The following is a 25,846-nucleotide window of genomic DNA, read 5'->3' on the forward strand; positions in this document are numbered from 1 at the left end:
CCGGGCCACTGGACAGAGCAGCGATGCTTTGCGCGGCGGCAATCAATCGGCTAGAACGCGCCGCAGATTGCTCACCGTGAGATCCGCTTCATGACCGACGCGCCCATCATCAGTGCTCTCGACCAGGCCCGCATCCTGTCGGAGGCGCTGCCCCACATGCAGCAATATGACGAAGAGACGATCGTCATCAAATATGGCGGGCACGCCATGGGCGCCGAGGATACGGCCCGCGCATTTGCCCGCGATATCGTCCTCTTGGAACAGACCGCCATCAATCCGGTCGTTGTGCATGGCGGCGGCCCGCAGATCGCGCAGATGCTGCAGCGTCTCGGCATCAAATCGGAATTCGCCGCCGGATTGCGCATCACCGATGCGGCGACCATCGAGATCGTTGAGATGGTGCTGGCCGGCTCGATCAACAAGCAGATCGTCAGCTACATCAACGAAGCCGGCGGCAAGGCCGTCGGCCTATGCGGCAAGGACGGCAACATGGTCACCGCGTCGAAGGCGACGCGCACCATGGTCGATCCCGATTCGAACATCGAGAAGGTGGTCGATCTCGGCTTTGTCGGCGAGCCCGAAAAAGTCGACCTGACGTTGCTGAACCAGCTGATCGGCTATGAGCTGATCCCGGTGCTGGCGCCGCTTGCAGCAAGCAAGGACGGCAAGACCTTCAACGTCAATGCCGATACCTTTGCCGGCGCCGTGGCAGGCGCGCTGAAGGCCAAGCGCCTGCTTCTGCTCACCGACGTGCCGGGCGTGCTCGACAAGTCGAAGAAGCTGATCCCGGAACTGTCGATCAAGGATGCCCGCAAGCTGATCGCTGACGGCACGATTTCCGGCGGCATGATCCCGAAGGTCGAGACCTGCATCTATTCGCTCGAACAGGGCGTCGAAGGCGTCGTCATCATCGATGGCAAGACTCCCCATGCCGTGCTGCTCGAACTCTTCACCAATCAGGGCACGGGCACACTGATCCACAAGTGATGGACACACCACACCACACGTCGTCATGGCCGGGCTTGTCCCGGCCATTCGCGTCTGGCTGGTGGGCGCGAAAAACATCGTTGACGCTTCTCGCCAGCATCATCTGGCTATTTGCCAGCACGGCCGCCCGCGCCGATCTCAAACTCTGCAACCGCATGAGCTATGTCGTCGAAGCCGCCATCGGCATCGACGACAAGAGCGCCACCGCGACGCGCGGCTGGTTTCGCATCGATCCCGCGCAGTGCCGCGTCGTCGTACAGGGAACGCTGACGGCCGACCGTATCCTGCTGCATGCCCGCGCGCTCAGCATCTACGGCGCCTCACCCGTGGCGCAGAACGGCACCGACAACCTGTGCATCGCGCCGGATAACTTCGTCATCGCTGCTGCCCGGCAATGCCGTGCCGGACAGTCACAAGTGCCGTTCACGATGATCAAGCCGACGCAGACCGACGACGGCAACATGGTCGCCTATCTCGCGGAAGACAGCGAATATGACGACGAACAGGCCAAGCTTGCCGCCATCCAGCGCCTGCTGGTGATCGCGGGCTATGACGCCGCACCGATCGATGGCGTGGACGGGCCGAAGACCCAGAGCGCGCTCTCGTCCTTCCTCAAGAGCCGTAGTCTTGCTGCCGATGTGGTTTCAACGCCGAATTTCTTCGAGACAATGATCGCAGCCGTGCAGGCGCCCTCCGCAACAGGCCTCACCTGGTGCAACGACACGTCCTACAAGGTGATGGCGTCAGTCGCGACCGACGACGGCAAGGGCGTTGTCAGCCGTGGCTGGTATCGCATCGAGCCCGGCAAGTGCCTGCGGCCGGATGTTGTCGGCCAACCCCGACAGATCCTCAGTTTCGCCGAGGCCGTCGACGACAACGGCCGCGGCATCAAGCTCAACGACAAGCCCCTGAACTGGGGCGGCGTTCGCATGCTGTGCACGCGCGAGAGCAAATTCGAGATTCGCGAACACAATGACTGCAATACCCGCGGCCTCACCAGCGCCGGCTTCGCCATCGTCGATATGTCGGGCGGCGGCAGGACGCTGCGCTTTGCGACGCCGTGACGACCGGACAACAGAGACAATCAATGACCCTGCTGACTAAATCGCCGCGTGCCTTCAACCATGTCGAGACATGGGTGTTCGATCTCGACAACACGCTGTATCCGCACCACGTGAACCTGTGGCAGCAGGTCGATGGCAAGATCCGCGACTTCGTCGCGAACTTCCTCAGGATTTCGCCCGACGCGGCCTTCAAGGTTCAGAAGGATTATTACAAGCGTTACGGCACCACCATGCGCGGCATGATGACCGAACACGGGGTCCGCGCCGACGACTTTCTGGCTTTCGTCCACGAGATCGATCATTCGCCGCTGGAGCCCAATCCGGTGATGGGCGCCGCGATCGCACAATTGCCCGGCCGCAAACTGATCCTGACCAACGGCTCGGTCGCCCATGCCGGCGCCGTGCTGGAGCGCCTCGGTTTCGCCGACCAGTTCGAAGCGATCTTCGACATCATCGCCGCCGATCTGGAGCCCAAGCCGGCTCAGCAAACCTATGATAAGTTCTTGCGCCTACACGGCGTCGATCCGTCCAAAGCCGCCATGTTCGAGGACCTGTCGCGTAACCTCGTCGTGCCGCACAAACTGGGCATGACGACCGTGCTGATCGTGCCCGACGGCGCCAAGGAGGTCGTGCGCGAGGACTGGGAACTGGAAGGCCGTGACGACGACCATGTCGACCACGTCACCGACGATCTGACGGGGTTTCTGGCGGCCCTGAACGTGGCGCGGTAGGACGGGATGGACGCCCGCGCGTCTTGACTCTCCCCGGCCAAATCCCGACAAAAGCTTCAAGAAATCACCTTTTACCCACGATCTGCCCAAGGAAATCGCGATGTCGCTGACCGCCCTCGAATCCACCATCAATGCCGCCTTCGACGCGCGCGACAACGTCAACGCCTCGACCAAGGGCGAGGTGCGAGATGCCGTCGATCAGGCTCTGAACCTGCTCGACAAGGGCGAGGCCCGCGTCGCCATCCGCGCCGACGATGGCAAGTGGACCGTCAATCAGTGGCTGAAGAAGGCTGTGCTGCTGTCGTTCCGCCTCAACGACATGACCTCGATCTCGGGCGGCCCCGGCGGCGCGCCGTGGTGGGACAAGGTGCCCTCGAAGTTTGACGGCTGGAGCGACGACCAGTTCCGCAGCGCGGCGTTCCGCGCCGTGCCGGGCGCCATCGTGCGCAAGTCGGCCTTCATCGCCAAGAACGTCGTGCTGATGCCGTCCTTCGTCAATCTCGGCGCCTATGTCGATGAGAGCTCCATGGTCGACACCTGGTCGACGGTGGGCTCCTGCGCCCAGATCGGCAAGCGCGTGCACATTTCCGGCGGCGTCGGCATCGGCGGCGTGCTGGAGCCGCTGCAGGCCGGCCCGGTGATCATCGAGGACGACTGCTTCATCGGCGCCCGCTCGGAAGTCGCTGAAGGCGTGATCGTGCGCAAGGGTGCGGTGCTGGCCATGGGCGTGTTCCTGGGCGCATCGACCAAGATCGTCGATCGCGAGACGGGCGAAGTATTCGTCGGCGAAGTGCCGGAATATGCGGTGCTGGTCCCCGGCAACCTGCCCGGCAAACCGATGAAGAACGGCCAGATCGGCCCCTCCACCGCCTGCGCCGTGATCGTGAAGCGCGTCGACGAGCGCACCCGCTCCAAGACCAGCATCAACGAACTGCTGCGCGACTGATTTGTCGTTTCGTCCGGTTTGCGCGTAGCATCGTGCAAACCGGACCGATCCGTTGAATTGAGGGCTGCCATGGACTGGACCACGCTGCTTTTCAGCTTCAAGGGACGGATCAACCGCGGCAAATACTGGCTCGCGATCCTGATCTACATAGTGGCCTGGATCGCCTTCGTGGCTGCTGCCGTGATGTGGCTCGGCGGCTTTGACACCGATCGCCTGTTCAGCATGGTCGGCGGCGCACTGCTGCTGTGGCTGGCCGCCATTGTCCTCATCACCGCCGGTACATGGTCCGGCATCGCCACCGGCATCAAGCGGCTGCACGACCGCGAGAAGAGCGGCTGGTGGATCCTGGTGTTCTGGCTTGGGCCGAGCGTCCTCAGCGGCATCGGCAGCACCAGCAGCGCGAGCACCAGCTTCGTCTTTCATATCGCCAGCTTCGCCGTGACCATCTGGGCCATCGTCGAACTGGGCTTCCTGCGCGGCACCGCCGGGCCGAACGAATACGGTCCCGATCCGCTTGCCGCGCTTGCCACTTCACCAAGGGTCTGATGTCCACCGACGCTCTCTCCATCGCTCAAGATCTTCTCCGCTGCCCCTCAGTCACTCCTGCTGACGCCGGCGCCCTCGGCGTGCTCGAGAGCCTGCTGACGCCGGCCGGCTTCGAAGTCCATCGCGTCACCTTCAGCGAAGAGGGCAGCGCCGACATCGAAAACCTCTATGCCCGTATCGGGACTTCCGCGCCGCATATCTGTTTTGCTGGCCATACCGACGTGGTGCCGCCCGGTGATGAAGCGGCGTGGACCCATGGCGCTTTCTCCGGCGATGTGACGAACGGCCTGCTCTACGGCCGCGGCGCGGTGGACATGAAGGGTGGCATCGCCGCGTCAGTCGCCGCCGTGCTGGACTATCTGGCGGCGAATGACGGCAAGCCGCAAAAGGACGGCGGCGGTTCGATCTCCTTCCTGATCACCGGCGACGAAGAAGGCATTGCCGTCAATGGCACCGTGAAGCTGCTCCAATGGGCGGCCGAGCGTGGCGAAAAGTTCGATCATTGCATCGTCGGCGAGCCCTCGAATGTCGAGGAGATGGGCGACACCATCAAGATCGGCCGCCGCGGCTCACAATCCGGCACGCTGGTGGTCGATGGGGTGCAGGGCCATGTCGCCTATCCGCATCGGGCGTCGAATCCGGTGCCGGACATCGCCGCGCTGATCACAGCACTGAGCAGCGATCCGCTCGATCAGGGCAATGCGCAGTTTCAGCCGTCCAATCTCGAATTCACCTCGGTGGATGTCGGCAACAAGGCGACCAACGTCATCCCCGCGCAAGCGCGGGCGAAGTTCAATATCCGCTTCAACAACCACCACACGCAGGCGTCATTGCGCGACCTGATCGATGCACGCGTCGCAACTGCCGCGGGCAATCGCATTCGCGCTCATGTGATTTGGGAGCCGAGCAATTCGGATAGCTTCGTCACAAAGCCGGGCGCGTTTACCGATACAGTCGTCGCCGCGATCAAGGATGTCACCGGCCGCATACCGGATCTCAACACGGGCGGCGGCACTTCCGATGCGCGTTTCATCAAGAACTACTGCCCGGTGATTGAATTCGGCCTGGTCGGGCAGACCATGCATCAGATCGACGAACACACGAAGGTTGCCGATCTGGAGAAGCTCACCCAAATCTATCGCGGCGTGCTGGATCGGTATTTCGCATGAACGGCAAGATTCTCGTCCTCACCGCGCTCGAAAGCGAGCTCGACAAATCACGCGCGCCTGCCGAGATCGAGGTGATTTTCACCGGCGTCGGCAAGATCAACACCACGATCGCAACGCTTCAGGCGGTGCAGGCCATGCAGCCCAAGCTCGTCGTGAACTACGGCACCGCCGGCAAGCTAAACACCAAACTCAACGGCCTCGTCGAGGTCAGCGACGTGATCCAGCGCGACATGAATGCCGAGCCGTTGGCGCCGCGCGGCCGCACGCCCTTTGCGCCCGATCTCGACCGCCTGGTCTCGGGCCAGCGCGGCGTGATCTGCGGCAGTGGTGACAGTTTCGTCACCTCCACCGATCCTTGGCTGGTGTCGAACAATGTCGATATCGTCGATATGGAACTGTTTGCCATCGCGCAGGTCTGCCTGCGCCACGGCATTCCCTGGCGCGCCTTCAAGTTCATCACCGACGACGCCAATGATTTTGCGCATGAGCATTGGACGGCGAATGTCGCGAATGGACAGGATCTGTTCTGGGACGCGATGAAGGGCGTGAAGGTCTAGTAGTCGACCTTTACCAGATACAGCCCATCCGGCGGCGCCACGATGCCGCAGGCGCTGCGGTCCTTCGCGGCAAGCGCCGCAGCCAGATCGTCCGGCGTCCAGCGGCCGTTGCCGACCCAGACCAGTGAGCCGACCATCGAGCGCACCTGGCTGTGCAGGAACGAGCGTGCGGAGGTCGTGATGGTGATCGCCTCACCGTTCTGCACCACATCGAGCTGATCGAGCGTGCGGATCGGCGACTTGGCCTGGCATTCGGTATCGCGAAAGGTCGTGAAGTCGTGTCGACCGAGCAAACGCTTCGCAGCCTCGCTCATGGCAGCGACATCGAGCGGGCGCGGCACGCGCCAGACCCGGCCGGCATCGACGGCGAGGTTCGCGCGGCGATTGGTGATGCGATAGACATAGTGGCGTTTGATGGCCGAGAACCGCGCCTCGAAATCATCCGGCACGATATCAGCCGACAGCACGCCGACCGGGTGTGGCCGCAGATGGGCATTCATGCCATCGCGAAAGCGACCCGGCACCAGCACTTTCGGCACGTCGCAATGGGCGACCTGGCCGAGCGCATGGACGCCGGCATCGGTGCGACCGGCGCCATGGACGCGGATCGGCTCGCCGCAAATGGCCTCGGCGGCACGCTCCAACGCGCCCTGTACGGTCAGCGTCGCGTTGGCCTGCACCTGCCATCCGGAAAATGGCGTGCCGTCATATTCGATGATCATCTTGTAGCGCGGCATCAGCCCACCCGCAGAGGCGGCTTCAACGGCGTGCCACGCAGAAATTCACTGGCCTTCATCGGCTGCTTGCCGGCGCGCTGCAGGTCGATGATCCGGATCGCGCCCTCGCCGCAGGCGACGGTGAGCTGATCGTCGATGATCTCGCCGGGCGCGCCCGCGCCCTTTGTAAGCTCGCAGCGCAGAACCTTCACGCGCACCGCCTCGCCCTCGATCGGCACTTCGCACCAGGCGCCCGGAAACGGCGACAGGCCATGACAATGCCGAAGCACGTCGCGCGCCGGCTTCGACCAGTCGATCTTGGCCTCCGCCTTGTCGATCTTGGCGGCGTAAGTGACGCCGTCTGCGCTCTGCGGGGTCAGGCTCAGCCGTCCCCTTTCCAGCGCACCCATGGCGCGCACCATCAAGTCGGCACCAAGCGGCGCCAGCGCATCGTGCAGGTCCAGCGCCGTCATCGCATCGGTGATCGCCAGACGCTCGGCCATGGCGACATCGCCGGTGTCGAGGCCGATATCCATCTTCATCACCATGACGCCGCTCTCGGCGTCGCCCTCCATGATGGCACGATTGATCGGCGCCGCGCCGCGCCAGCGCGGCAGTAGCGAGCCATGCAGGTTGAAGCAACCTAGGGGCGGCACATCGAGAATGTTCTGCGGCAGGATCATGCCGTAGGCGACGACGACCGCAGCCTCGGCCTCATGCGACCGGAACTCGGCTTCGGCTTCCGGCGTCCGCAGCGTTTTCGGCGTGAACACGGGAATGCCCAGCCGTTCAGCCTCGCGCGCCACCGGCGTCGGCTGCAGCTTCATGCCACGGCCCGCGGGCTTTGCTTCGCGGGTATAGACCGCCACGATCTCATGGCCATGGGCCACGAGTTCGAGCAGCGTCGGCACCGCGAAATCCGGCGTGCCCATGAAGATCAAACGAAGCGACATAGGTCGGAGCCGATCTGTTGCAGCGTTGCGCGGAGAAACCTACTCCGCGCGCTTGGCGAGCTTGGTGAACTTCTTCAGCACGCGGTCGCGCTTCAGCTTGGAAAGGTAATCGACGAACAGCACGCCATTGAGATGGTCGATCTCGTGCTGAATGCAGGTCGCGAACAGGCCAGAGGCCTCTTCCTCGATGGTCTTGCCGTCGAGGTCCATATAGCGAATCCGCACCGTCGCCGGACGTTCCACTTCCTCGTAATATTCGGGAATCGACAGGCAGCCCTCTTCATAGACCGAGAGTTCTTCCGAGGCCGAGATGATCTCCGGATTGATGAAGACGCGCGGCTTCTTGCCGTCCTCCTCGTCGTCCTTCTTGGCGATGTCCATGGTGATCAGCCGCAGCGGAACCGCGATCTGGATCGCCGCCAGCCCGATCCCGGGTGCGTCATACATCGTCTCGAACATGTCGTCGGCGAGCTTGCGCACCTCTGACGTCACCTTCTCGACTGGTTTGGAGATCAGCCGCAACTGTTTGTCGGGCAGGATAATGATTTCACGAATGGCCATGGCGGCGATTTAATCTGCGCGCCGGTCCGGGTCAATCCGCTGGAAAAGCTGGACTTTGAAGGACGTTAACTCCCCGCTAACCATGAAAATTGAGGCGCGGTTAACCATGCCGGTTAAGGTCTGCTTAACCACATTTCTTAGGCTTGGGTTAACCAGGAAAATTCATTTTGCATTAACCATAAATGTTCCCTCTTCGTTCGCGCAGCCGACCGAATCGGCTACAAGGATGGAATGAACGAGATTCTTTTCATGATCGGCGACATGCCGGTCACCGCCGGCGTAGCATTGATGGGCTTCAGTGCTCTGGCGCTGGGTTTGCTGCTCACCATCGCCATCATCATCGCTCGCTCCGGTAGCCGCGGCGCCGCCATGGCCATGGCCCAGGCGATCCGCGCCGACGAACTGGAAGAACGCCTCAGCGAAGTGCTGAAGGCGCAGAACGAAGCCACCGGCCGCGTCGACGCCATGGGCCAGGCCTTGGCAGGCCGTCAGGCCGACATGGCACGCGCGGTGTCCGAGCGACTGGACTCCGTGACCCATCGCGTCGGCCAATCCATGGAACAGACCACCCGCAACACGATGGAAAGCCTGAGCGCGCTGCATGAGCGGCTGGGCATCATCGACAACGCCCACAAGAACCTCACTGACCTCACCTCGCAGGTAACGACGCTCCGCGACGTGCTCGCCAACAAGCAGTCGCGCGGCGCCTTCGGTCAGGCGCGGATGGAAAGCATCGTCAAGGACGGCATGCCGAGCGGCGCCTATGCGTTCCAGCACACGCTATCGTCGGGCAAACGGCCGGACTGCGTGATCTTCCTGCCGGATCAGCGTCCACTGTGCATCGACGCGAAATTCCCGCTGGAAGCCGTCACGGCGCTGCATGACGCACGCAGCGATGACGAGAAGAAATACGCAGCGCAGCGCTTGCGCGCGGACGTGATGAAACATGTCACCGACATCGCCGAGAAGTATCTGGTTGCCGGCGAGACGCAGGACACCGCGCTGATGTTCGTGCCGTCGGAATCCGTCTATGCGGAAATCCACGACGGTTTCGATGACATCATCCAGAAAGCCTATCGCGCCCGCGTCGTCTTGGTATCGCCGTCGCTGCTGATGCTGGCGATCCAGGTGATGCAGCAAATCCTGAAGGACGCGCGGATGCGCGACGCCGCCGACCAGATCCGCACCGAGGTACTGAATCTGGGCGACGACCTCACCCGGTTGCGCGATCGCGTGATGAAGCTGCAGACGCATTTCGGGCAAGCCAATGAGGACGTCCGCCAGATCCTGATCTCCGCCGACAAGATTGAGAAGCGCGCCGGCCGCATCGAGGAACTGGATTTCAGCAAGAGCGAGCCGGCGGCCGAGGTAGCCCCGGCCATCGCGAAGACCGCCGCCCCCGACATGTTCGCGCCGCTGCCGCGCAAGATTCAGGCAGGGGAATAGGCCACAGGCCGCTTTCCCCCGAATCTGCTAACCCTTCCCCATGACCAGCGCGCCTGACTCGTCCGAAGCCGCCCTCGCCTTGAAGCCCCGTGCCACCTGGCGCGAGAGCATGGCGGTGTATCTGCAGCCGCGGGTGCTGATCGTGCTATTGCTTGGCCTGTCGTCGGGTCTGCCGCTTGCATTGTCCGGTTCCACGCTGCTGGTGTGGATGCGCGAATCCGGCGTCGATCTCGGTACCATCGGGTTGTTCGCCCTCGTCGGCACGCCCTACACGCTGAAGTTCCTTTGGGCGCCGCTGGTCGACGCGCTGCATGTGCCGTTCTTCACGCGGCAATTCGGCCGCCGCCGTGGCTGGCTGGTGTTCTCGCAACTGTTGCTTATCGGCGCGATCCTGCTCCTTGCACTGACCGACCCCGCCCGCTCGCCACTGTTCGTCGCCCTTGGTGCGCTGCTGGTCGCTGCGATGTCATCGACGCAGGACATTGTCGTCGATGCGTTTCGTGTGGAGAGCCTGCCGGAGAGCGAACAGGCGGCCGGCATGGCGTCCTATGTCGCGGCCTATCGCATCGGCATGCTGATCTCGACCGCCGGCGTGCTGTTTCTGGTCAGCGCCTTCGAGAGCACGGGCATCGCGCGCTCCACCGCCTGGATGTGGGGCTATGTGGCAATGGCGGCGATGGTGCTGGTCGGCACGGTCACAGCGCTTGCGGCCACCGAGCCCGAGCAATCCGCGCAGGCCGAAGCGGCCACACGCGGCGAGAGCGCCTTCAATCGCGTGCTGCAGGCTGCAATCGGCGCGTTCTCCGAGTTTCTGGCCCGCAAGGACGCCTGGGCCGCGCTGGCCTTTGTCGTGCTGTTCAAATTCACCGACGCCTTTTCCGGCACCATGACAGCGCCGTTCGTGATTGATCTCGGCTTCACCCGCAACGACTACGCCGCCATCGTCAAAGGCGTCGGCCTTGCCGCCACGCTGATCGGCGGCTTCGCTGGAGGCTTCGTGGCGCGACGCTATTCGCTGGCGGCGAGCCTGTGGATCGGCGCTGTGTTGCAGGCGCTGTCCAACCTGGCATTCTCGTGGCTCGCCATCGTCGGCGTCAATCAATGGGCGCTGGCACTGGCCATCTCGGTCGAGAATTTCACCAGCGCCATCGGCACGGTGATCTTCGTCGCCTATCTCTCCGCGCTCTGCAAGAATCCGCTGCACACGGCCACGCAATATGCGCTACTCACAGCGCTCGCTGCGGTTGGGCGGACCTATCTGTCGGCAGGCGCAGGTTACGTTGCGCAAGCGACGGGATGGCCGATGTTCTTCGTCATCAGCGTGGTGGTCGCGGTACCGAGCCTGATCCTGCTGATCTGGCTGCAGCGCCGCGCGCATTTCGAGATGCTGGGGCCGGTGCGGGTTTAACCGAAGCGAACTCAGTTCGGCTTCGTCACCACGCTCCATTTCGTCACGAGCGCTTCACTCATCTGCCCGGCCTGCTCGGCGCAGGTGACTTCAGCAACCTTGAGCGCCACTTCCTTGCCGACAAGTTTCTTCAGCTGCGTGGCCTGCGCGTCATTGGCCACGACGATCTCGAACGTCTCGGGTCCGGTCTCAAGATTGCACAGCCCTGCAGGCGCCGGCAGCCGACGCGGCTCGCTGACAACTTGATACACATTGGTGCGCTTGCCCTTGGCATCGCGGCTGCGCATGGCGTTGAGCTGCCCGGTCAGCACATCGCCGATCTTCATGGTCTTCGGTGCCACCAGTGCGGCTGGCGGAGCCGGCGTTTCGGTCGCGCCTCTGGCAGCCGTAGCAAACAGGCCGGCCGCACAAATCGCAGCGGCCCAGGTCGGCAAAGCCTTCAAGTCATATCGTGTCATCAATGCTCTTCCAGTCTTAAAACAGCGTCCGCTGTCGCATCGCGGCCGACAACGTGCCTTCGTCGAGATAATCGAGTTCACCACCAACCGGCACGCCATGTGCCAGCCGCGTGACTTTCACATTCGCCTCTTGCAAGAGGTCAGTGATGTAATGCGCCGTGGTTTGCCCATCCACCGTCGCATTCAGCGCCAGGATGATTTCGCTCACCTCTGAATCATGCGCACGTGACACCAGCGCGTCGATGGTCAGATCCTGCGGGCCGACGCCGTCGAGCGGCGACAGCGTTGCACCCAATACATGATACTTGCCCGTCGTCGCATGGGCGCGTTCGAGCGCCCACAAGTCCGCGACATCGGCGACCACCACGATGGTCGAGGGATCGCGGCGCGGGTCCGTGCAGATCGTGCAGGGATTCTGCGTATCGATATTGCTGCAGACCTTGCAGACCTGAATCCGGTCGATCGCCACCTGCAAGGCACCGGCCAGCGGCGTCATCAGCGCCTCGCGCTTCTTGATCAGATGCAGCGCGGCACGCCGGGCCGAGCGCGGGCCAAGACCGGGCAGCCGCGCCAGCAGTTGAATCAGGCGCTCGATTTCCGGACCGGCCGTGGATGCCATCTCAGGTAAGGCCCATCCCCGGCGGCAGACCGAGACCGCCGGTCAGCGCCTGCATCTTCTCTTGCATCGCAGCTTCCGCCTTGCGGCGCGCATCGCCCAATGCAGTCACCAGCAGATCTTCTAGAATCTCGACTTCATCGGCTTTGACCAGCGACGGGTCGATCTTCACGGCCTTCACTTCGGTCTTCGCGGTCATCCGCACAGACACGAGGCCACCGCCGGAGATACCTTCGACCTCGACATGGTCGAGCTCGTCCTGCATCGCCTTCATCTTTGATTGCAGCTGCGCTGCCTGTTTCATCATGCCGAGAAAATCAGCCATGAGTTTTCCTTCGCAGTTCGATTAATCGTCGTCGTTGAGACCGTCGGTCGCGTCATCGCTGATCAGGTCGCTATCGCTGCCGTTGAAGTCCGGCGGCTCAGGGGCGATGACACGAACCTCGACCTTCGCACGCGGAAACCGTGCCAGCACTTCCTTGACCCGCGGATCGGCTTCCGCCGCACGCTGGCGCTCATTCTTCTGCTCGAGCTGCTGATCGCGCAGCGTCGGCTGTCCCTGCTCGTTGGACACGATCACGGCCCAACGCCGGCCGGTCCACTGTTCGAGCTTCCGCGACAGATCGTTGATCAGCGTGCGCGACGCCGTGCGCTCCATCGCCAGCTCAAGCCGCCCGTCTTCGATCTTGATCAGGCGCACATCGGCTTCGAGCGCCCCGCGCACCATCAGGTCGCGTTTCTCGCCGGCCAGTGCGACGAGTTCAGGGAAGGTCGAAATCTTCAGCACCGCTGCGGGCGGTGCATCTGCCATGCCGACTTGCGGCCGCGGCGATGGTTCCGCGCCGCCGCGCTGCATGGTCGGACCACGCGACGCACTCGCTGACATCGTCGGCATGGCGGACGGCATCTGCGCTGACGGCAAAGATGCCGACGGAGCGGACGATGGCGCGGCACGGCCTCCACCATTCGTTGGGATCATCGGCGACGTCCCGCCATTCTGGTCGAGCATCCGGATCGCTTCATCCGGCGTCGGCAGATCGGCAACGTAAGCGATGCGCACCAGCACCATCTCTGCGGCGGCGGCGGGACGCGTCGCGCCCTGCACCTCGGTGATGCCCTTGAGCAGCATCTGCCACATACGCGACAGCACCCGCATCGACAGCTTCGAGGCAAAATCGCGTGCGCGCAGACGTTCGGTCTCTCCAAACGCGACATTGTCGGCGGTTGCCGGCACGATCTTCACGCGGGTGACGAAATTGACGAATTCGGCAAGATCGCTCAGCACCACAATCGGATCAGCGCCGACGTCGTATTGTTCGCGAAATTCCTTAAATGCACTGGCGATGTCACCGCGCGCCAGCGAATCGAACAAGTCGATCACGCGGGTGCGATCGGCGAGGCCGAGCATCTGTCGGACGGCATCGGCGCGGACCGTGCCCGCGGCATGCGCAATCGCCTGATCGAACAGCGACAGTGAATCGCGCACCGAGCCTTCGGCGGCGCGGGCGATGATGCCCAGCGCTTCCGGCTCGACCTCGACATTCTCTTTGCCCGCGATGTTCGACAGATGCGACATCAGCACGTCGGCATCGACGCGGCGCAGGTCGAAGCGCTGACAGCGCGACAGCACCGTCACCGGCACCTTGCGGATTTCGGTCGTGGCGAACACGAACTTGGCGTGTTCTGGCGGCTCTTCCAGCGTCTTCAGGAACGCGTTGAAGGCGGCGGTCGACAGCATGTGGACTTCGTCGATGATGTAGACCTTGTAGCGCGCGCTGGAGGGCGCATAGCGCACGCTGTCATTGATCTGGCGAACATCGTCGACGCCGGTGTGGCTCGCGGCGTCCATTTCGAGAATGTCGATATGCCGGCTTTCCATGATCGCCTGGCAATGGATGCCCGGCGTCGGCATATGGATGGTCGGGCCTTTGACCGAGCCATCGGCCATTTCATAATTCAGCGCGCGCGCCAGAATACGCGCCGTCGTCGTCTTGCCGACACCGCGGACACCGGTAAGGATCCAGGCCTGCGGAATGCGGCCGGTCTCGAACGCATTGGAGACGGTGCGGACCAGCGCTTCCTGGCCGATCAGATCGTCGAAACTGCCGGGGCGGTATTTACGCGCGAGCACGCGATAGGGCGTGGCGGCAGCAGGCGCCGGGGCAGCGCCCATATCGAAACCGCTCTGGTGATCATCAGGAGGGGACGTGCCAGCGTCGGTCATCGAGGAATCCGCAATGTGTTGTCTCGTAAAGCCGGCTTGCGGAACATCTGGCGCATCATAGGCGGAACGGGACACAGGTTCCGGCCTTCGATGCTGCCTCACTCATCGAACAAGGCGCCCACCGAGCTAACGACCCATGTGCAGGACGCTGAATTTGCTCGATAAAACAAGTAGGAGACTGACGAGCGACCCGATCCGGATCTCGTTAGGGCTGCTTCCTTCCGGACCTGACCCGATTGGCGAGTGGCTCGTCCACCGCCAATCTCCCGGTGCTTATTTGGGGCCAAAATGGTCGGAAAGCAAGCGCGGCGCGTGTCGCAAGTCCGCCGCAAGTTTTGCGCAGGAAAGTCGCAAGAAAACGTGGTCCAGACGCGCAAAACCGGCCATGACGGGAGTTGTCTGCGCAGCCGCTTCCTGCGACGCTGTACGCCTTAATCGAGAGTCAGAATGGCCGCTCCCTCCTCCTGGTCGCTGCACGAGCAGCTGCAACAAGACACCATCGACATCGGCGACCTCCCCCTCAGCCGCGTGCTGGTGGTGAAGGACGCGCACTACCCCTGGCTGATGCTGGTGCCGCGCCGCGCCGACACGACCGAGATCATCGATCTCGACGAGGTCGCCCAGGGCCAGTTGATGACCGAGATCAACCGCGTCGGCCGCGCACTCAAAGAAATCACCAAATGCGACAAGCTCAATGTCGCGGCGCTCGGCAACATGGTGCCGCAGTTGCACGTCCACATCATCGCGCGCCGCAAGACCGATGCCGCCTGGCCGCGGCCGATCTGGGGCGTGATGCCACCACTCGCCCATGACGCGGCAGAAGTGCAGCGCTTCATCTCAGAACTCCGCCGCAAGATCTGGCTCGGTTGACCATCATGACAAGCACCATGTTTCCGCTCGGCCATCCGGCCTTCGTCTCCAACACGCTCGATCGCGCCGCCCACCTGCGCTTCAGCGACGAGAAACTGTTCGCGCTGGAGGGCAAAAGCTCCTCGCGCGCTTATGTGATCTACCGCGACTCGCTGGTCATGAAGAAGGATGGCGATGCCCAGCGCGCGCTGCTGACCATCGACGAGGCGCTGAAATTCGGCGCCAATCCCGGCACCGTCTTTCTCGGCTTGCGTGATGGCGATGCCGTATTCGGCATGGGCATCGGCGCACCCGCAGTGGAAAAGCTGCTGACCCGCGACGATGTCGTCGTCAGCGAACTCCGCGGCATGGCCATGCAGGGTATGGTGCCGCCGGAGCAGCTTTCGGCGGTTGCACAGGCCAAGTCGCTCGTCTCCTGGCATCAGCGCCATGGGTTTTGCGCCAATTGCGGCACCAAGTCGTCGATGGCCGAAGGCGGCTGGAAGCGCGTTTGCCCGAGCTGCAAGACCGAGCATTTCCCGCGTACCGATCCTGTCGTCATCATGCTGGTGGAGAAGGGCGACAAGTGCCTGCTCGGCCGCCAGAAGCAGTTCGCTCCGGGCATGTATTCGTGCCTTGCCGGTTTCGTCGAAGCGGCCGAGACCATCGAGGACGCGGTGAAGCGCGAGATCTTCGAGGAATCCGGCATCCGCTGTACCGACGTCACCTATTACATGACGCAGCCCTGGCCCTACCCGTCATCCCTGATGATCGGCTGTTCGGCGCGCGCCATCAGCGACGAGATTACCGTCGACAAGATGGAACTTGAGGACGCCCGGTGGTTTGACCGTGACGAGGCGATGCTGATGTGGAAACGCGAACACCCGGACGGGCTCGCGGGGCCGCACCCATTCGCCATCGCGCATCATCTGCTCGGTCGCTGGCTGCATCCCGACCAAGCCTGACCACACGGGGAATCCTTCATGAGTGCCAAGCCTGTCCACGTATTGTGTATCGGCCTGCCGGTTCGCGACCTGACCTTTGCCGTCGAAGCCGTCCCGGGGCGTGGCCAGAAATTCCCCTCCCAACGTTTCGCCCAGATCATCGGCGGCAATGCGCTCAACGCCGCCATCGGCGTCAGCCGGCTGGGTGGCCGGGCGTCGATGACCGGGCCGATGGGCGACAAAAACGAGACCGCCGACCAGTTTTTGTTCGACGATCTTGCCAAGGAAGGCATCGACTCCGCGCATCTGGTGCATATGCCGGGTCTGGTGACACCGATCTCGGCCGTCATGATCGACCCTTCGGGCGAGCGCACCATCGTCACCTTCCGCGATCCCGAACTCTGGAAGGTAAAGCTGCCCGACCACGACCTGCTGCTGCAGGACTGCGGTGCCATTCTGGTCGAGAGCCGCTGCGCAGGCTTTGCCACCGAGCTTTGCATCGAGGCGCGCCATCGCGGCATTCCCGTCGTCGTCGACATCGACAGCACGCTGTCGCAGCGCGAGGGCCTGCTGACCGCCTCCTCGCACCTGATCTTTTCGGACGATGCGCTGCAATCGACCGCCGGCATCACCGACAATCTCAAGGCGCTGCAGAAGATGGCGACGCTGACCTCGTCCTTCCTCGCCGTCACCCGCGGCCCCCGCGGTACCCTGTGGCTCGACGAGCACGGACATCCCAAGGAAACCCCGGCCTTCCCCGTTCACACCGTGGACACCCTCGGCGCCGGCGACATTTTCCATGGCGCCTTCGCGTTGGAATTCGCGGGCGGCAAGTCGGTACCGGAGGCGCTGCGCTTCGCCTCCGCCGCCGCGGCCCTGAAATGCACCCGCTATGGCGGTGCTTTCGCCTGCCCGCAACGTGCTGAAGTCGAACAGCTTTTGAGGGAATCCAGGGTCGGCGCCCTTAACTGAGGCGGTACAGGGCTTGCTTTGGAAGAATGTTCTATATATGAGGTTACTCGACCCCATAATTAGAACAAAGTTCTTCCCATGACCGATGTCGCCGACCAGCCCCTTGAATCCACCCGCCGCCTCGATGCGATCGATCGCAAGATCCTGACCGTCCTGCAGGAAGACGCCTCTCTGTCGGTGGCCGAGATCGGCGACCGCGTGGGGCTTTCGTCGACACCGTGCTGGAAGCGCATCCAGCGCCTCGAGGCCGATGGCGTAATCCTCCGCCGGGTGGCGCTGGTCGATCAGAACAAGATCGGCCTGGGTATCTCGGTGTTTGTCTCGGTGGAGAGCGGCGACCATTCCGACGCCTGGCTGAAGAAATTCGCCGATGCCGTCAGCGCCATGCCCGAAGTCATGGAATTCTACCGGATGGCCGGCGACGTCGACTACATGCTGCGCGTGGTCGTGGCCGACATGCAGAGCTACGACATCTTCTACAAGAAGCTGATCAGTGCCGTGGCCTTGAAGAACGTCACCTCCCGCTTCGCCATGGAGAAGATCAAGTCGGTCACGGCACTGCCGGTGCCACCGATGCCGGCTGCTTGAGAAATACCGCGCTGTCGTCGCCCTGTCGGACCGGGCGACGGCGCCGAAACAGATCAATCATATACTTCGATTGAATCAACAATAATGATCAATTAGATTTATTGATCAAACGGCATGAGGATGTGGCCAAACCGGAGTTTGGCCCATGACCGTTCTTGCCCAAGATGCGAACCGCACCAGCCCGCTTGCTGCTCGCAACCTCCCGCTTCTTCCCGGATTGGCGCTCACCGGCGCCATCGCCGGCACTGCACTCGCCTTGCGTGAAATCCCCTATGTCGGCCTCGCCAGTCCGATGATCTTGGCTATCGGCATCGGTATCGCGATCCAGAACACATCCGGCACGCCGGCTGCGGCCAAAGCCGGCATCACCTTCTCTATGCGCAGCATCCTGCGCTTCGCCATCATCCTGCTCGGCCTGCAACTCACCGCGGCGGAATTGCTGGAGGTTGGCGGCATCGGCTTTGCGGTGATCGCGGCGACGCTCCTTGCAACCTTCATCTTCACCACATGGCTTGGCCGCGCGATGGGTATCGACCGCAGACTGGTCGAACTGATCGCCGCCGGCACATCGATTTGCGGCGCGTCCGCCGTGATCGCAACCAACACCGTGACCCGCGCGCCCGATGAGGATGTCGCCTACGCGGTCGCCTGCGTCACCATCTTTGGCTCGATCGCCATGTTCGTCTATCCGCTACTCGGTAGCGTGCTGCAGCTCGACCCACATCATTTCGGGCTTTGGGCTGGCGCATCGATCCACGAGATCGCGCAGGTGGTCGCGGCCACCTTCCAGCAGAGCCGCGACGCCGGCGAATTCGGTACCGTCGCGAAACTCGCGCGCGTGATGATGCTGGCACCGGTGGTGATCACACTTGGCCTGCTGGCGACACGGCGCGCACGCGCCATCGGCGCGGAATCCGGCAGCGCCAAGGTGCCGATGCCGTGGTTCGCCTTCGGCTTCGTGGCGACGGTGATCCTGAATAGCCTCGTTGACGTGCCGCATGCAGCTATGAGCCTGATCATTCCGATCACGACCTTCCTGCTGACCATGGCGCTCGCCGCAATGGGGCTGGAAACCAATATCCAGAAGCTGCGCGCCAAGGGCCTGCGCCCGCTGCTGCTCGGCGCCGCAGCCTTCCTGTTCATTGCCGGCTTCAGCCTCATGCTGGTGAAACTGACTACCTGACGGAGATGCCATGACGCTCGAACAGCTCCGGATATTCGTCGCCGTCGCCGAACACGAGCACATGACGCGGGCTGCCGAGAGTCTGCATCTTACCCAATCTGCCACCAGCGCCGCCATTGCGGCGCTGGAAGCGCGCTATGTGACGCAGCTGTTTCACCGCGTCGGCCGCCGCATCGAATTGACCGAGATTGGCCGCGCCTTTCTGATCGAAGCCCGGGCCGTGCTGGCACGCGCTGCCGCCGCGACGACCGTCCTCACCGATATGGCCGGCATGACGCGCGGCTCCCTTGCGCTGGCCGCGAGCCAGACCGTCGGCAACTATTTTCTACCACCCATCATGGCGCACTATCGCCAGCGCTTCCCCGGCATCGACCTCAGCCTCCGCATCGGAAATACCGAACAGGTGGCCGATTGGGTGCGCGACGGCGAAGTCGATCTCGGCATCGTCGAAGGCGCGGTTGACCATCCGGCACTCGCGACCCAGCCCGTGGGCGACGACGAACTTGTGCTGGTGGTCGGCCGATCGCATCCATGGGCGAAGCAACACACTCTCGTGCCGGGTCAGTTCGCCGAGACGAACTGGGTGCTGCGTGAAGCCGGTTCCGGCACGCGCGCCATTGCGCAATCAGTACTGGACCAATCAGGAATCGCGCCCAATGACATCTGTATCGCCATGGAGCTGCCGTCGAACGAAGCCGTCTGCGCGGCCGTCGTGGCCGGCGCTGGTGCGAGCATTATCTCCCGGCTGGTCGCCACCGCCCTGATCGGCAACGGTGACCTGATTGCGCTCGACGCCCAATTGCCGACCCGCCGCTTCGTCATGCTTCGGCATAAAGAGCGCTACGCGACACGGGCCGCACGCGAAATGTCGCAAATGATCATGGCAGGCAAGACGACAATGACCAATTCTACAGTGTCATAAATTCCAACAAGGCAAGCATCGGATGAGTCCTGCCTCGTCGCAGAACCCATCTCCGCTTCGACCTGATCAATCGAGGCCGCTCTTCTTCATCAGAGCGACGGCGGCGGGCGACGAGATGTAGGTGAAGAACTGCTTCGCAGCTTCCACGTGCTCGGCCTTCGACGAAACCGCCGCAGTGACAACACTGCTCTTCTGCAGATCCTCCGGCAACGGCCCCACAATCGCCAAACCCGGCTCCAGGCGCAGCTCGCTAATTTGCTGCAGGCCAAGTTCGACCTCTCCGCTCGCAACCGACTCGCCGACGAATTTCCGGCCGAGAATGACCTTGCTCTTGGCAGCGACTTCGTCGGCGATACCGAGCTTCTTCACGAGAACGTTGGCGACGTAACTGCCGCTGGCGCCCTCCGAATAGCCGATCGATGACGCGTTCAGGAGCGCTTGGCGCAGAGCCGCCGCGGAGGATATGTCAGGCAGCGGATGCCCCATCTTGACCGCCACGCCGATCTTGGAGACCGCGATATCCTTGCGCTCGAGAGGCACAAAGAAGCCGCCCTTCACCAGCTCGTCCATCCCCGTATTCACCATGATCAGCACATCGACGTGCTCACCGTTTTTGATACGCACCTGGCTCGCTTCCGGCGAGTTGCCGGACGACGGCCCCCACGACATCGTCACTTTGTGACCGGTATCGCGTTCGAACAGAGCCGCGATTTCGGAAAACGATCCTTTCAGGATTCCCGTGGTCAAGACTTTGATGTTGTCTGCCTGTGCATTGCCTGCACATGCGAGCAGGGCGCCGACGGCAACCAAAGTCTTCGCTGTTCGCGTGAAGTTCATACTGAATCCTCCCTTTCTTGTTTTGGCGATCACGGCTGACCGCAAGGCCGGCATGTGCCGGATCTTGCGGTGAGGTCTTGGACTTGCGTCGCCGCTCTGCGGAATGCTGCCGGCAATCAAGTGTCAGCGGGGCCGAGAACAATCACCCCGTCCGCCGCGCGCACGCCCTGGCCCGCGGGAAGCACGAAGACCGGGTTGATCTCGGCTTCGATAAGACGCTCGCCGAGCTGCGCGACCATCTCCGAAAACGCGACGATCGCGGATGCGAGGGCATCGACATCGCATTTCGGCCGACCACGGAAGCCGTCCAGCAGCGGCCATGTGACGAGGTCGCGGGCCATGGCCAGCGCCTCGCTGCGGGTAAGGCCGCCCTCCGGCGGGAGCAGGCGCATCGAGGTGTCCTTGAAGAGTTCGGCGGTGACGCCGCCCATGCCGAGCAGGACCGCCGCCCCCAGGGAATCCCTATGCATGCCGAGGATGAACTCGACTCCGCCGGTAACCATTTCCTGGACGAGAAAGCTTCGCGGACGCTCGGACGTGTTGCGCTCGACCTCGTCGGCCATGGCCAACAGGCGAGCGCCGATCGTTTCAAACGTCAAATTCACCGCAACGCCACCGACGTCGCTCTTATGCGTGACGGTGCTGGAGAGGATCTTGAGGACGACGCGGCTGCCGAGTTCTCGCGCCGCGACTTCCGCTTCCGAAGGCGTGGTGACGATCTTCTCCGCCGCGGTCGGCATACCGAAACGCGCGAACAGCGTCTTCGCCTGTGCTTCGTCGAGCGCGCCCGCAGGAAAGTCGCTGATGTCGATCGTGCGCCCGATGCTCCCGGATGGCTGCAGCTGCACGGCGTGTGCAGCCTGCAGCAGCCCATCCAGCGCACCGGCGCAGCTCTCTGCGGATGTATAGGCGGGAACACCATGCTGAGTCAGGACCGACACGACATTCGGCGCGTAGGGGCTCACATAGGCGATGACCGGCTTGTCGCTCATCGGCAGGCAGTCCCGGATTGCGTCGGCCATCAAGGCTGGCGTGCCCACTGCGGACGATCCGGCGATGATGACCAGGGCATCGTAGGTGGTGCTGGCCAGCAGGATGCGAATGGCGCCCCGGAGCAAGTCCGGCTGCAGACCAGCCAATGTCACGTCGATCGGATTGCGGTCCAACACGGCATGAGACCCTGACTGCAATGCGCGCAACTGCTCGGCGGTCTTTTCGTCGGGCACGGGCGTTTCGAAGCCTGCCATCCCCAGACAGTCGGAGACGATTGTGCCGGCACCGCCGGTTGACGTCAGAATTGCCACGCGCTTGCCGCGAAGCGACCGTCCAGCCGAAAGAGCCGCAGGAATATCGAGCAGATCCTCGAAGGTTTTCGCACGAACAATGCCAAGCTGCCTGAAGAAGGCATCATACATGCGATCCGAGCCCGCCAGCGCTCCCGTATGCGATATGGCGGCCTTTGCGCCCGCCTCCGATCGACCGATCTTGAAGACGACAACCGGTTTCCCGGCGCGTCGTGCTTTCAGCGCCGCCTCGCGAAAGCGTGCGGGATTGCGGATCGCCTCGATGTAAAGCGCAATGACTTTGGTGGCATCGTCATCCGCGAGATAGTCGATGAAGTCGGCGAGCTCGAGATCCGCCTCGTTGCTGGTTGAGACCAGCTTCGACAGTCCGATGCCGCGCGCCGCCGCGCGCGACAGCAGGGATCCGAGAATGCCGCCGCTCTGTGAAACCAGGCCGATCGATCCCGCGGTGAAGTGGTCCATCGCCAGCGCGCCCGACGCGGACAGCACGATATTGTCGGTGAGGTTTACCAGGCCGATCGTATTCGGCCCGAGAATGCGCATCGATCCGGCAGCTTCCAGAAGCTGCTGCTGCCGTTCGGCGCCGTCTGCGCCGGTTTCCGTAAAACCGCTGGCCAGAACGATCGCCGCAGCCGTTCCACGCTTGGACAACTCGCGCACCGCGCCGTGGGCGCGCTCCGCGCCGAGCAGGACAATGGCGACGTCCGGCACGGCCGGCAGCGACGCGATGTCCGGGTAGCAGGTAAGGTCGCCGATCTTGTCCACCTTCGGATTGACCGGATAGATCTCGCCGACAAAGCCGTGCTTGAGGAGAAACGAGGCCGGTCGCCCGGACGTCTTGCTGGGGTCCGCCGAGGCACCAATGATGGCGACGCTGCGCGGTTGGATCAGCCGCTGGATGGCATTCATCGGTCTACTCCTTCGACGACGACTGGGCGAGAAACGCCAGCACGGCTTCCCGATGCTCGGTGCTGGTGTAGCAGATGCCCTGCGCCTGACTGCCGAGCGCGAAAATCTCGTGCGCAGAATGTTCGAACGTTTCGTTGAGGATCTTCTTGCCCAGCGCGAGTGCGGTCGGAGAATACTGCGCGAGGTCGGCCGCCCAATTCTGCGCGGCCGTCAGCAGCTCGGCGGACCCCACCTTGCGATCCATGATCCCGAGCGCAAGCGACTCATCGGCCTCGACGACGCGGCCGGTAAAAATCAGCTCTTTCGCTTTCGACAGCCCGACGCGTCGGGGCAGAAAATACATCCCGCCGCCGTCCGGGATCAGGCCGCGTTTGATATAGGACCAGGTGAATTTGGTGTGCTCGGTTCCCATCACGAAATCGCAGGCCAGCGCAACATCCGCGCCAAGGCCGGCAGCGGCGCCGTTGACGGCGGCAATGGTCGGCTTCGGCAGGTTGAGCAGCAACGATTGCGCGCGATGCACGCCCTGCTGCCGGCTCCAGCCGTTGAACGCAACCTCTCCCTGTGGCGCTTCAAGCCGGCGCTTCATACCGCTGATGTCGCCGCCGGCACAGAATGACTTTCCGCGGCCAGTCAGGACGAGGGCCTTGATCGCATTGTCACGGGTGACCGTTTCGAGCGCGCTGACGAACTCGCTGCGCATATCGTCGCTCATTGCATTGCGCCGATCCGGGCGGTTGAGGGCGATCGTTGCAACGCCGGCGTCAACGGAAAATTCGATCAACTGAAAGGACATGGAAAGGCCTGTGCTTGAAGTTTGAGATGGGCGGATGCTCGTGGAGAGCCGACCTATTCCGCCTTGATGTTGGCGTCCTTGATCAGCTTGCTCCAACGTTCTTCTTCGCGCTGGACATAGCGATCGAGTTCGGCCGGAGAACTCGCCTCCATGATGAGACCTTCGTTAGTCTCGAGGCGCTTGAACGCTCCCGAGCTCACCGCTTGTTTAACGGCCTTGTTCAAACGATCGATGATCGGAACGGGAGTCTTCGCTGGTGCATAGAGGCCATACCAGGATTCAGCCGCGTATCCGGGGACGCCTGCCTCTGCCACGGTCGGCAAATCTGGATAGGCGGCCGAACGCTCCGACGACGTCACGGCCAATGCGCGAAGCTGGCCAGACTCGACCAGCGAAGCCGCACTCGCCACGGTCGTAAAGATGACCTGGATCTGGCCGCCGAGAAGATCACTGATCGCGGGCGCAGCTCCCTTGTAGGAGACGGTGGTCAACTTCACGTTCGCCATCGTATTGAAGAGCTCGCCGGCGAGATGGGCGGACGTTCCGACACCGAATGTCCCATAGCTCATCTTGTCGGGGTTCTTTTTCGCCTCGGCGATCAGGTCGGCAATCGACTTGATGCTCGACGATGGATTGACGACGACGACGTTGAACGATCGCGCGATCAGCGAGACCGCGGCAAAGTCTTTGTGCGAATCGAACGGCAGCTTCGCATTGAGGCTCGGATTAACCGCGTGCGCGAACGTCGCCATCAGCAGCGTGTAGCCGTCAGGATCGCTCGTCGCCACAGCCTGGGTGCCAAGGATCGTACCCGCTCCGGGCCTGTTCTCGATGATCACCGACTTCTTCAGATCCGGAGAGATAGCCTGCGCCAGCGTCCGTGACACGATATCCGTTCCCCCGCCGGCCGCAAACGGAACAACGATCTTGACGAGTTTTTCGGGGTATTCGGCATGGGCCGGTCTGGCAGACACGGCAACCAATGCGACGTATCCGATCAGGCAGGCGACCACGCCTGCGGAGCCAAGCGCGACGCGAAATGCGGCCGCAGGTATTTTTGATGTGCGACCGATCAGGGCGCTTGAGGCTTCCATGCTGGCAGTCATGCCAATCTCCCTTCGATTTTTTGCGCGAGGCATCTGAACGTGCCGTCGTCATCAAATGCAGCGCGATGCCACCTCGACGGTGCGCTGTTTAGCACTTGCACGAACGCGGTCATCGCCGCATTTCCATCTGGTGGAATTGGCGAACATACCCTATTTGATGTCGGGATCGCGATTGGAGGCGTCATGGCTAAGAGATTTGTTCCGCAAAAAGCTCCTATAAATCGCTCATTGGACAGGGGCATCGCGATCCTCAGAGCGTTTCGGCCCGGCGCGGAGCTCCTCGGCAACGGTGAGCTATCGGAGCGAACGGGTCTGTCACCTGCAACGGTCAGCAGACTCACGCAAACGCTCACGCATGCGGGATATCTGGAATACGATTCCATGCAGCGCGCGTACCGGCTGGGTGCAGGCGTCCTCAGCCTCGGACATGCCATGCGGACAGGATCGTCCGTTCTGCGGGTTGCTACACCTCTGATGTCGGGGCTGGCACGACGCCTGCGTATCAATGTCGGGCTGGCGGTGCAGGATTCAGACGAGATGGTGTATCTCGAATCGCTTCGCTCTAATGTCCGTGCTTCTCAACGCGTCATCGTGTCCGGACATCGGGTGCCCATCGAGCTCACGGCGCTGGGCCGCGCATTTCTGGCCGCTGCAAAGGACCCCGAGCGAGCCGCGCTCATCGCCCGGCTGAAATCGAAAGGACGCAAACGCTGGCCACTCATCGAGCGGGGAATTGCCGAAGCCGCAGCCAGCATCAAACAAAAGAACTACTGCATCGCTACATGGCAGCCCGAAGTCACAGCGCTCGCAACGCCCATCGTCATAGAAGGACGACCGGTCTATGTGCTCAATGTCAGCGTCACCTCGGACGAATCCGCTGCCATCTGGGAAGAGCGGCTACACCAGCCCCTTCTGGATCTGGCCGCACAGATTCGGGCAGCCATCATCGATCTGGAGCTGCCCTAAACACGATCCTGTCGCGAAGCCTCGTTCTCTCATCGAAGCCGAGACACCATCTTTTTGTCGTGATGCGTTCCTCGCGAGAACCGGCATC

The 25,846-nt window shown here is 62.7% G+C and carries 27 protein-coding genes and 1 other RNA gene; 16 read left to right on the forward strand and 12 right to left on the reverse strand.

The window, feature by feature from the left end:
- Nucleotides 1-90: 90 nt before the first annotated feature.
- The 7 genes from argB (at nucleotide 91) to CHC01_RS04440 (ending at nucleotide 6,000) form a co-directional block, all read left to right on the forward strand.
- On the forward strand, nucleotides 91-987 hold the full coding sequence (gene argB, locus CHC01_RS04410) for an acetylglutamate kinase (RefSeq protein WP_068732793.1): 897 nt from the start codon (nucleotides 91-93) through the stop codon (nucleotides 985-987).
- Between the two features lie 80 nt (nucleotides 988-1,067).
- Complete coding sequence (locus tag CHC01_RS04415; RefSeq protein WP_089262798.1) at nucleotides 1,068-2,051, forward strand: DUF1036 domain-containing protein; 984 nt, start codon at nucleotides 1,068-1,070, stop codon at nucleotides 2,049-2,051.
- A 32-nt stretch (nucleotides 2,052-2,083) separates the two neighbouring features.
- The gene (locus CHC01_RS04420) at nucleotides 2,084-2,782 is read left to right on the forward strand and encodes a pyrimidine 5'-nucleotidase (RefSeq protein WP_089263646.1); all 699 of its coding nucleotides are present in this window, start codon (nucleotides 2,084-2,086) and stop codon (nucleotides 2,780-2,782) included.
- Between the two features lie 100 nt (nucleotides 2,783-2,882).
- Nucleotides 2,883-3,728, forward strand: coding sequence for a 2,3,4,5-tetrahydropyridine-2,6-dicarboxylate N-succinyltransferase (gene dapD, locus CHC01_RS04425; RefSeq protein WP_089262800.1), 846 nt, complete (start codon nucleotides 2,883-2,885; stop codon nucleotides 3,726-3,728).
- A 69-nt stretch (nucleotides 3,729-3,797) separates the two neighbouring features.
- The gene (locus tag CHC01_RS04430) at nucleotides 3,798-4,274 is read left to right on the forward strand and encodes a DUF805 domain-containing protein (RefSeq protein WP_089262802.1); all 477 of its coding nucleotides are present in this window, start codon (nucleotides 3,798-3,800) and stop codon (nucleotides 4,272-4,274) included.
- A complete protein-coding gene (gene dapE, locus CHC01_RS04435; protein WP_089262804.1) occupies nucleotides 4,274-5,443 on the forward strand; it encodes a succinyl-diaminopimelate desuccinylase in 1,170 nt (389 codons plus the stop codon). The genes CHC01_RS04430 and dapE overlap by 1 nt, the downstream gene beginning before the upstream one ends.
- Entirely contained in the window at nucleotides 5,440-6,000 is a 561-nt protein-coding gene (locus CHC01_RS04440; RefSeq protein WP_089262806.1) for a phosphorylase family protein, read from the forward strand. The genes dapE and CHC01_RS04440 overlap by 4 nt, the downstream gene beginning before the upstream one ends.
- Here the strand turns inward: CHC01_RS04440 and truA are convergent.
- From truA to def, 3 genes are read right to left on the reverse strand one after another with little or no spacing between them, the layout of a single operon-like run.
- Complete coding sequence (gene truA / locus CHC01_RS04445) at nucleotides 5,997-6,737, reverse strand: tRNA pseudouridine(38-40) synthase TruA (RefSeq protein WP_089262808.1); 741 nt, start codon at nucleotides 6,735-6,737, stop codon at nucleotides 5,997-5,999. The two genes, CHC01_RS04440 and truA, sit on opposite strands and share 4 nt — an antisense overlap.
- Complete coding sequence (gene fmt / locus CHC01_RS04450) at nucleotides 6,737-7,669, reverse strand: methionyl-tRNA formyltransferase (RefSeq protein WP_089262810.1); 933 nt, start codon at nucleotides 7,667-7,669, stop codon at nucleotides 6,737-6,739. The genes truA and fmt overlap by 1 nt, the downstream gene beginning before the upstream one ends.
- Before the next feature lie 39 nt (nucleotides 7,670-7,708).
- Nucleotides 7,709-8,230, reverse strand: a complete 522-nt coding sequence (gene def, locus CHC01_RS04455) for a peptide deformylase (protein WP_089262812.1) — start codon at nucleotides 8,228-8,230, stop codon at nucleotides 7,709-7,711.
- A gap of 231 nt (nucleotides 8,231-8,461) precedes the next feature.
- On the opposite strand from def, the gene CHC01_RS04460 reads away from it, so the two are divergent.
- Together CHC01_RS04460 and CHC01_RS04465 are read left to right on the forward strand one after the other, a co-directional pair.
- A complete protein-coding gene (locus CHC01_RS04460) occupies nucleotides 8,462-9,676 on the forward strand; it encodes a DNA recombination protein RmuC (RefSeq protein WP_089262814.1) in 1,215 nt (404 codons plus the stop codon).
- Between the two features lie 40 nt (nucleotides 9,677-9,716).
- Nucleotides 9,717-11,084 (forward strand): AmpG family muropeptide MFS transporter, encoded by a 1,368-nt coding sequence (locus CHC01_RS04465; protein ID WP_089262816.1) that lies wholly within the window; start codon nucleotides 9,717-9,719, stop codon nucleotides 11,082-11,084.
- An 11-nt stretch (nucleotides 11,085-11,095) separates the two neighbouring features.
- On the opposite strand, the gene CHC01_RS04470 is transcribed toward CHC01_RS04465, so the two are convergent.
- The 5 genes from CHC01_RS04470 to ffs all read right to left on the reverse strand — a co-directional run bounded on the left by CHC01_RS04470 (nucleotide 11,096) and on the right by ffs (nucleotide 14,649).
- Nucleotides 11,096-11,542 (reverse strand): hypothetical protein, encoded by a 447-nt coding sequence (locus tag CHC01_RS04470; RefSeq protein WP_244558201.1) that lies wholly within the window; start codon nucleotides 11,540-11,542, stop codon nucleotides 11,096-11,098.
- 16 nt (nucleotides 11,543-11,558) lie between these two features.
- On the reverse strand, nucleotides 11,559-12,161 hold the full coding sequence (recR, locus tag CHC01_RS04475; protein WP_089262818.1) for a recombination mediator RecR: 603 nt from the start codon (nucleotides 12,159-12,161) through the stop codon (nucleotides 11,559-11,561).
- A 1-nt stretch (nucleotide 12,162) separates the two neighbouring features.
- Entirely contained in the window at nucleotides 12,163-12,483 is a 321-nt protein-coding gene (locus tag CHC01_RS04480; protein WP_089262819.1) for a YbaB/EbfC family nucleoid-associated protein, read from the reverse strand.
- Nucleotides 12,484-12,504: 21 nt separating this feature from the next.
- On the reverse strand, nucleotides 12,505-14,382 hold the full coding sequence (locus CHC01_RS04485) for a DNA polymerase III subunit gamma/tau (RefSeq protein WP_089262821.1): 1,878 nt from the start codon (nucleotides 14,380-14,382) through the stop codon (nucleotides 12,505-12,507).
- Between the two features lie 170 nt (nucleotides 14,383-14,552).
- Nucleotides 14,553-14,649, reverse strand: an RNA gene (gene ffs, locus CHC01_RS04490) — signal recognition particle sRNA small type.
- Between the two features lie 180 nt (nucleotides 14,650-14,829).
- Here ffs and CHC01_RS04495 point away from each other — a divergent pair.
- The 6 genes from CHC01_RS04495 to CHC01_RS04520 all read left to right on the forward strand — a co-directional run bounded on the left by CHC01_RS04495 (nucleotide 14,830) and on the right by CHC01_RS04520 (nucleotide 19,840).
- Nucleotides 14,830-15,252: an HIT domain-containing protein gene (locus tag CHC01_RS04495; RefSeq protein WP_068732762.1), complete on the forward strand. Its 423-nt coding sequence runs from the start codon at nucleotides 14,830-14,832 to the stop codon at nucleotides 15,250-15,252.
- A gap of 5 nt (nucleotides 15,253-15,257) precedes the next feature.
- Nucleotides 15,258-16,196, forward strand: coding sequence for an NAD(+) diphosphatase (gene nudC, locus CHC01_RS04500; protein ID WP_089263648.1), 939 nt, complete (start codon nucleotides 15,258-15,260; stop codon nucleotides 16,194-16,196).
- 18 nt (nucleotides 16,197-16,214) lie between these two features.
- On the forward strand, nucleotides 16,215-17,147 hold the full coding sequence (locus tag CHC01_RS04505; protein WP_089262823.1) for a sugar kinase: 933 nt from the start codon (nucleotides 16,215-16,217) through the stop codon (nucleotides 17,145-17,147).
- Between the two features lie 78 nt (nucleotides 17,148-17,225).
- Entirely contained in the window at nucleotides 17,226-17,735 is a 510-nt protein-coding gene (locus CHC01_RS04510) for an Lrp/AsnC family transcriptional regulator (protein ID WP_089262825.1), read from the forward strand.
- A gap of 145 nt (nucleotides 17,736-17,880) precedes the next feature.
- The gene (locus CHC01_RS04515; RefSeq protein WP_089262827.1) at nucleotides 17,881-18,918 is read left to right on the forward strand and encodes a YeiH family protein; all 1,038 of its coding nucleotides are present in this window, start codon (nucleotides 17,881-17,883) and stop codon (nucleotides 18,916-18,918) included.
- A 10-nt stretch (nucleotides 18,919-18,928) separates the two neighbouring features.
- Nucleotides 18,929-19,840: a LysR family transcriptional regulator gene (locus CHC01_RS04520; RefSeq protein WP_089262829.1), complete on the forward strand. Its 912-nt coding sequence runs from the start codon at nucleotides 18,929-18,931 to the stop codon at nucleotides 19,838-19,840.
- Nucleotides 19,841-19,906: 66 nt separating this feature from the next.
- On the opposite strand, the gene CHC01_RS04525 is transcribed toward CHC01_RS04520, so the two are convergent.
- From CHC01_RS04525 to CHC01_RS04540, 4 genes are all read right to left on the reverse strand, one after another.
- Nucleotides 19,907-20,677, reverse strand: coding sequence for a molybdate ABC transporter substrate-binding protein (locus CHC01_RS04525; protein WP_176454491.1), 771 nt, complete (start codon nucleotides 20,675-20,677; stop codon nucleotides 19,907-19,909).
- Nucleotides 20,678-20,793: 116 nt separating this feature from the next.
- On the reverse strand, nucleotides 20,794-22,890 hold the full coding sequence (locus CHC01_RS04530; protein ID WP_089262833.1) for an acetate--CoA ligase family protein: 2,097 nt from the start codon (nucleotides 22,888-22,890) through the stop codon (nucleotides 20,794-20,796).
- Nucleotides 22,891-22,894: 4 nt separating this feature from the next.
- Complete coding sequence (locus tag CHC01_RS04535) at nucleotides 22,895-23,686, reverse strand: enoyl-CoA hydratase/isomerase family protein (RefSeq protein ID WP_089262835.1); 792 nt, start codon at nucleotides 23,684-23,686, stop codon at nucleotides 22,895-22,897.
- A gap of 53 nt (nucleotides 23,687-23,739) precedes the next feature.
- Nucleotides 23,740-24,792, reverse strand: coding sequence for a tripartite tricarboxylate transporter substrate binding protein (locus tag CHC01_RS04540; RefSeq protein WP_244558202.1), 1,053 nt, complete (start codon nucleotides 24,790-24,792; stop codon nucleotides 23,740-23,742).
- 183 nt (nucleotides 24,793-24,975) lie between these two features.
- Here CHC01_RS04540 and CHC01_RS04545 point away from each other — a divergent pair, with 183 nt between their 5' ends.
- Nucleotides 24,976-25,758 carry an IclR family transcriptional regulator gene (locus CHC01_RS04545; protein ID WP_089262837.1) on the forward strand — a complete coding sequence of 261 codons (783 nt, stop codon included), beginning with the start codon at nucleotides 24,976-24,978 and terminating at the stop codon, nucleotides 25,756-25,758.
- Nucleotides 25,759-25,846 lie beyond the last annotated feature (88 nt).

The sequence above is a fragment of the Tardiphaga sp. OK246 genome (assembly GCF_900188215.1).
In the GTDB taxonomy this organism is placed as follows: Bacteria; Pseudomonadota; Alphaproteobacteria; order Rhizobiales; family Xanthobacteraceae; genus Tardiphaga; species Tardiphaga robiniae.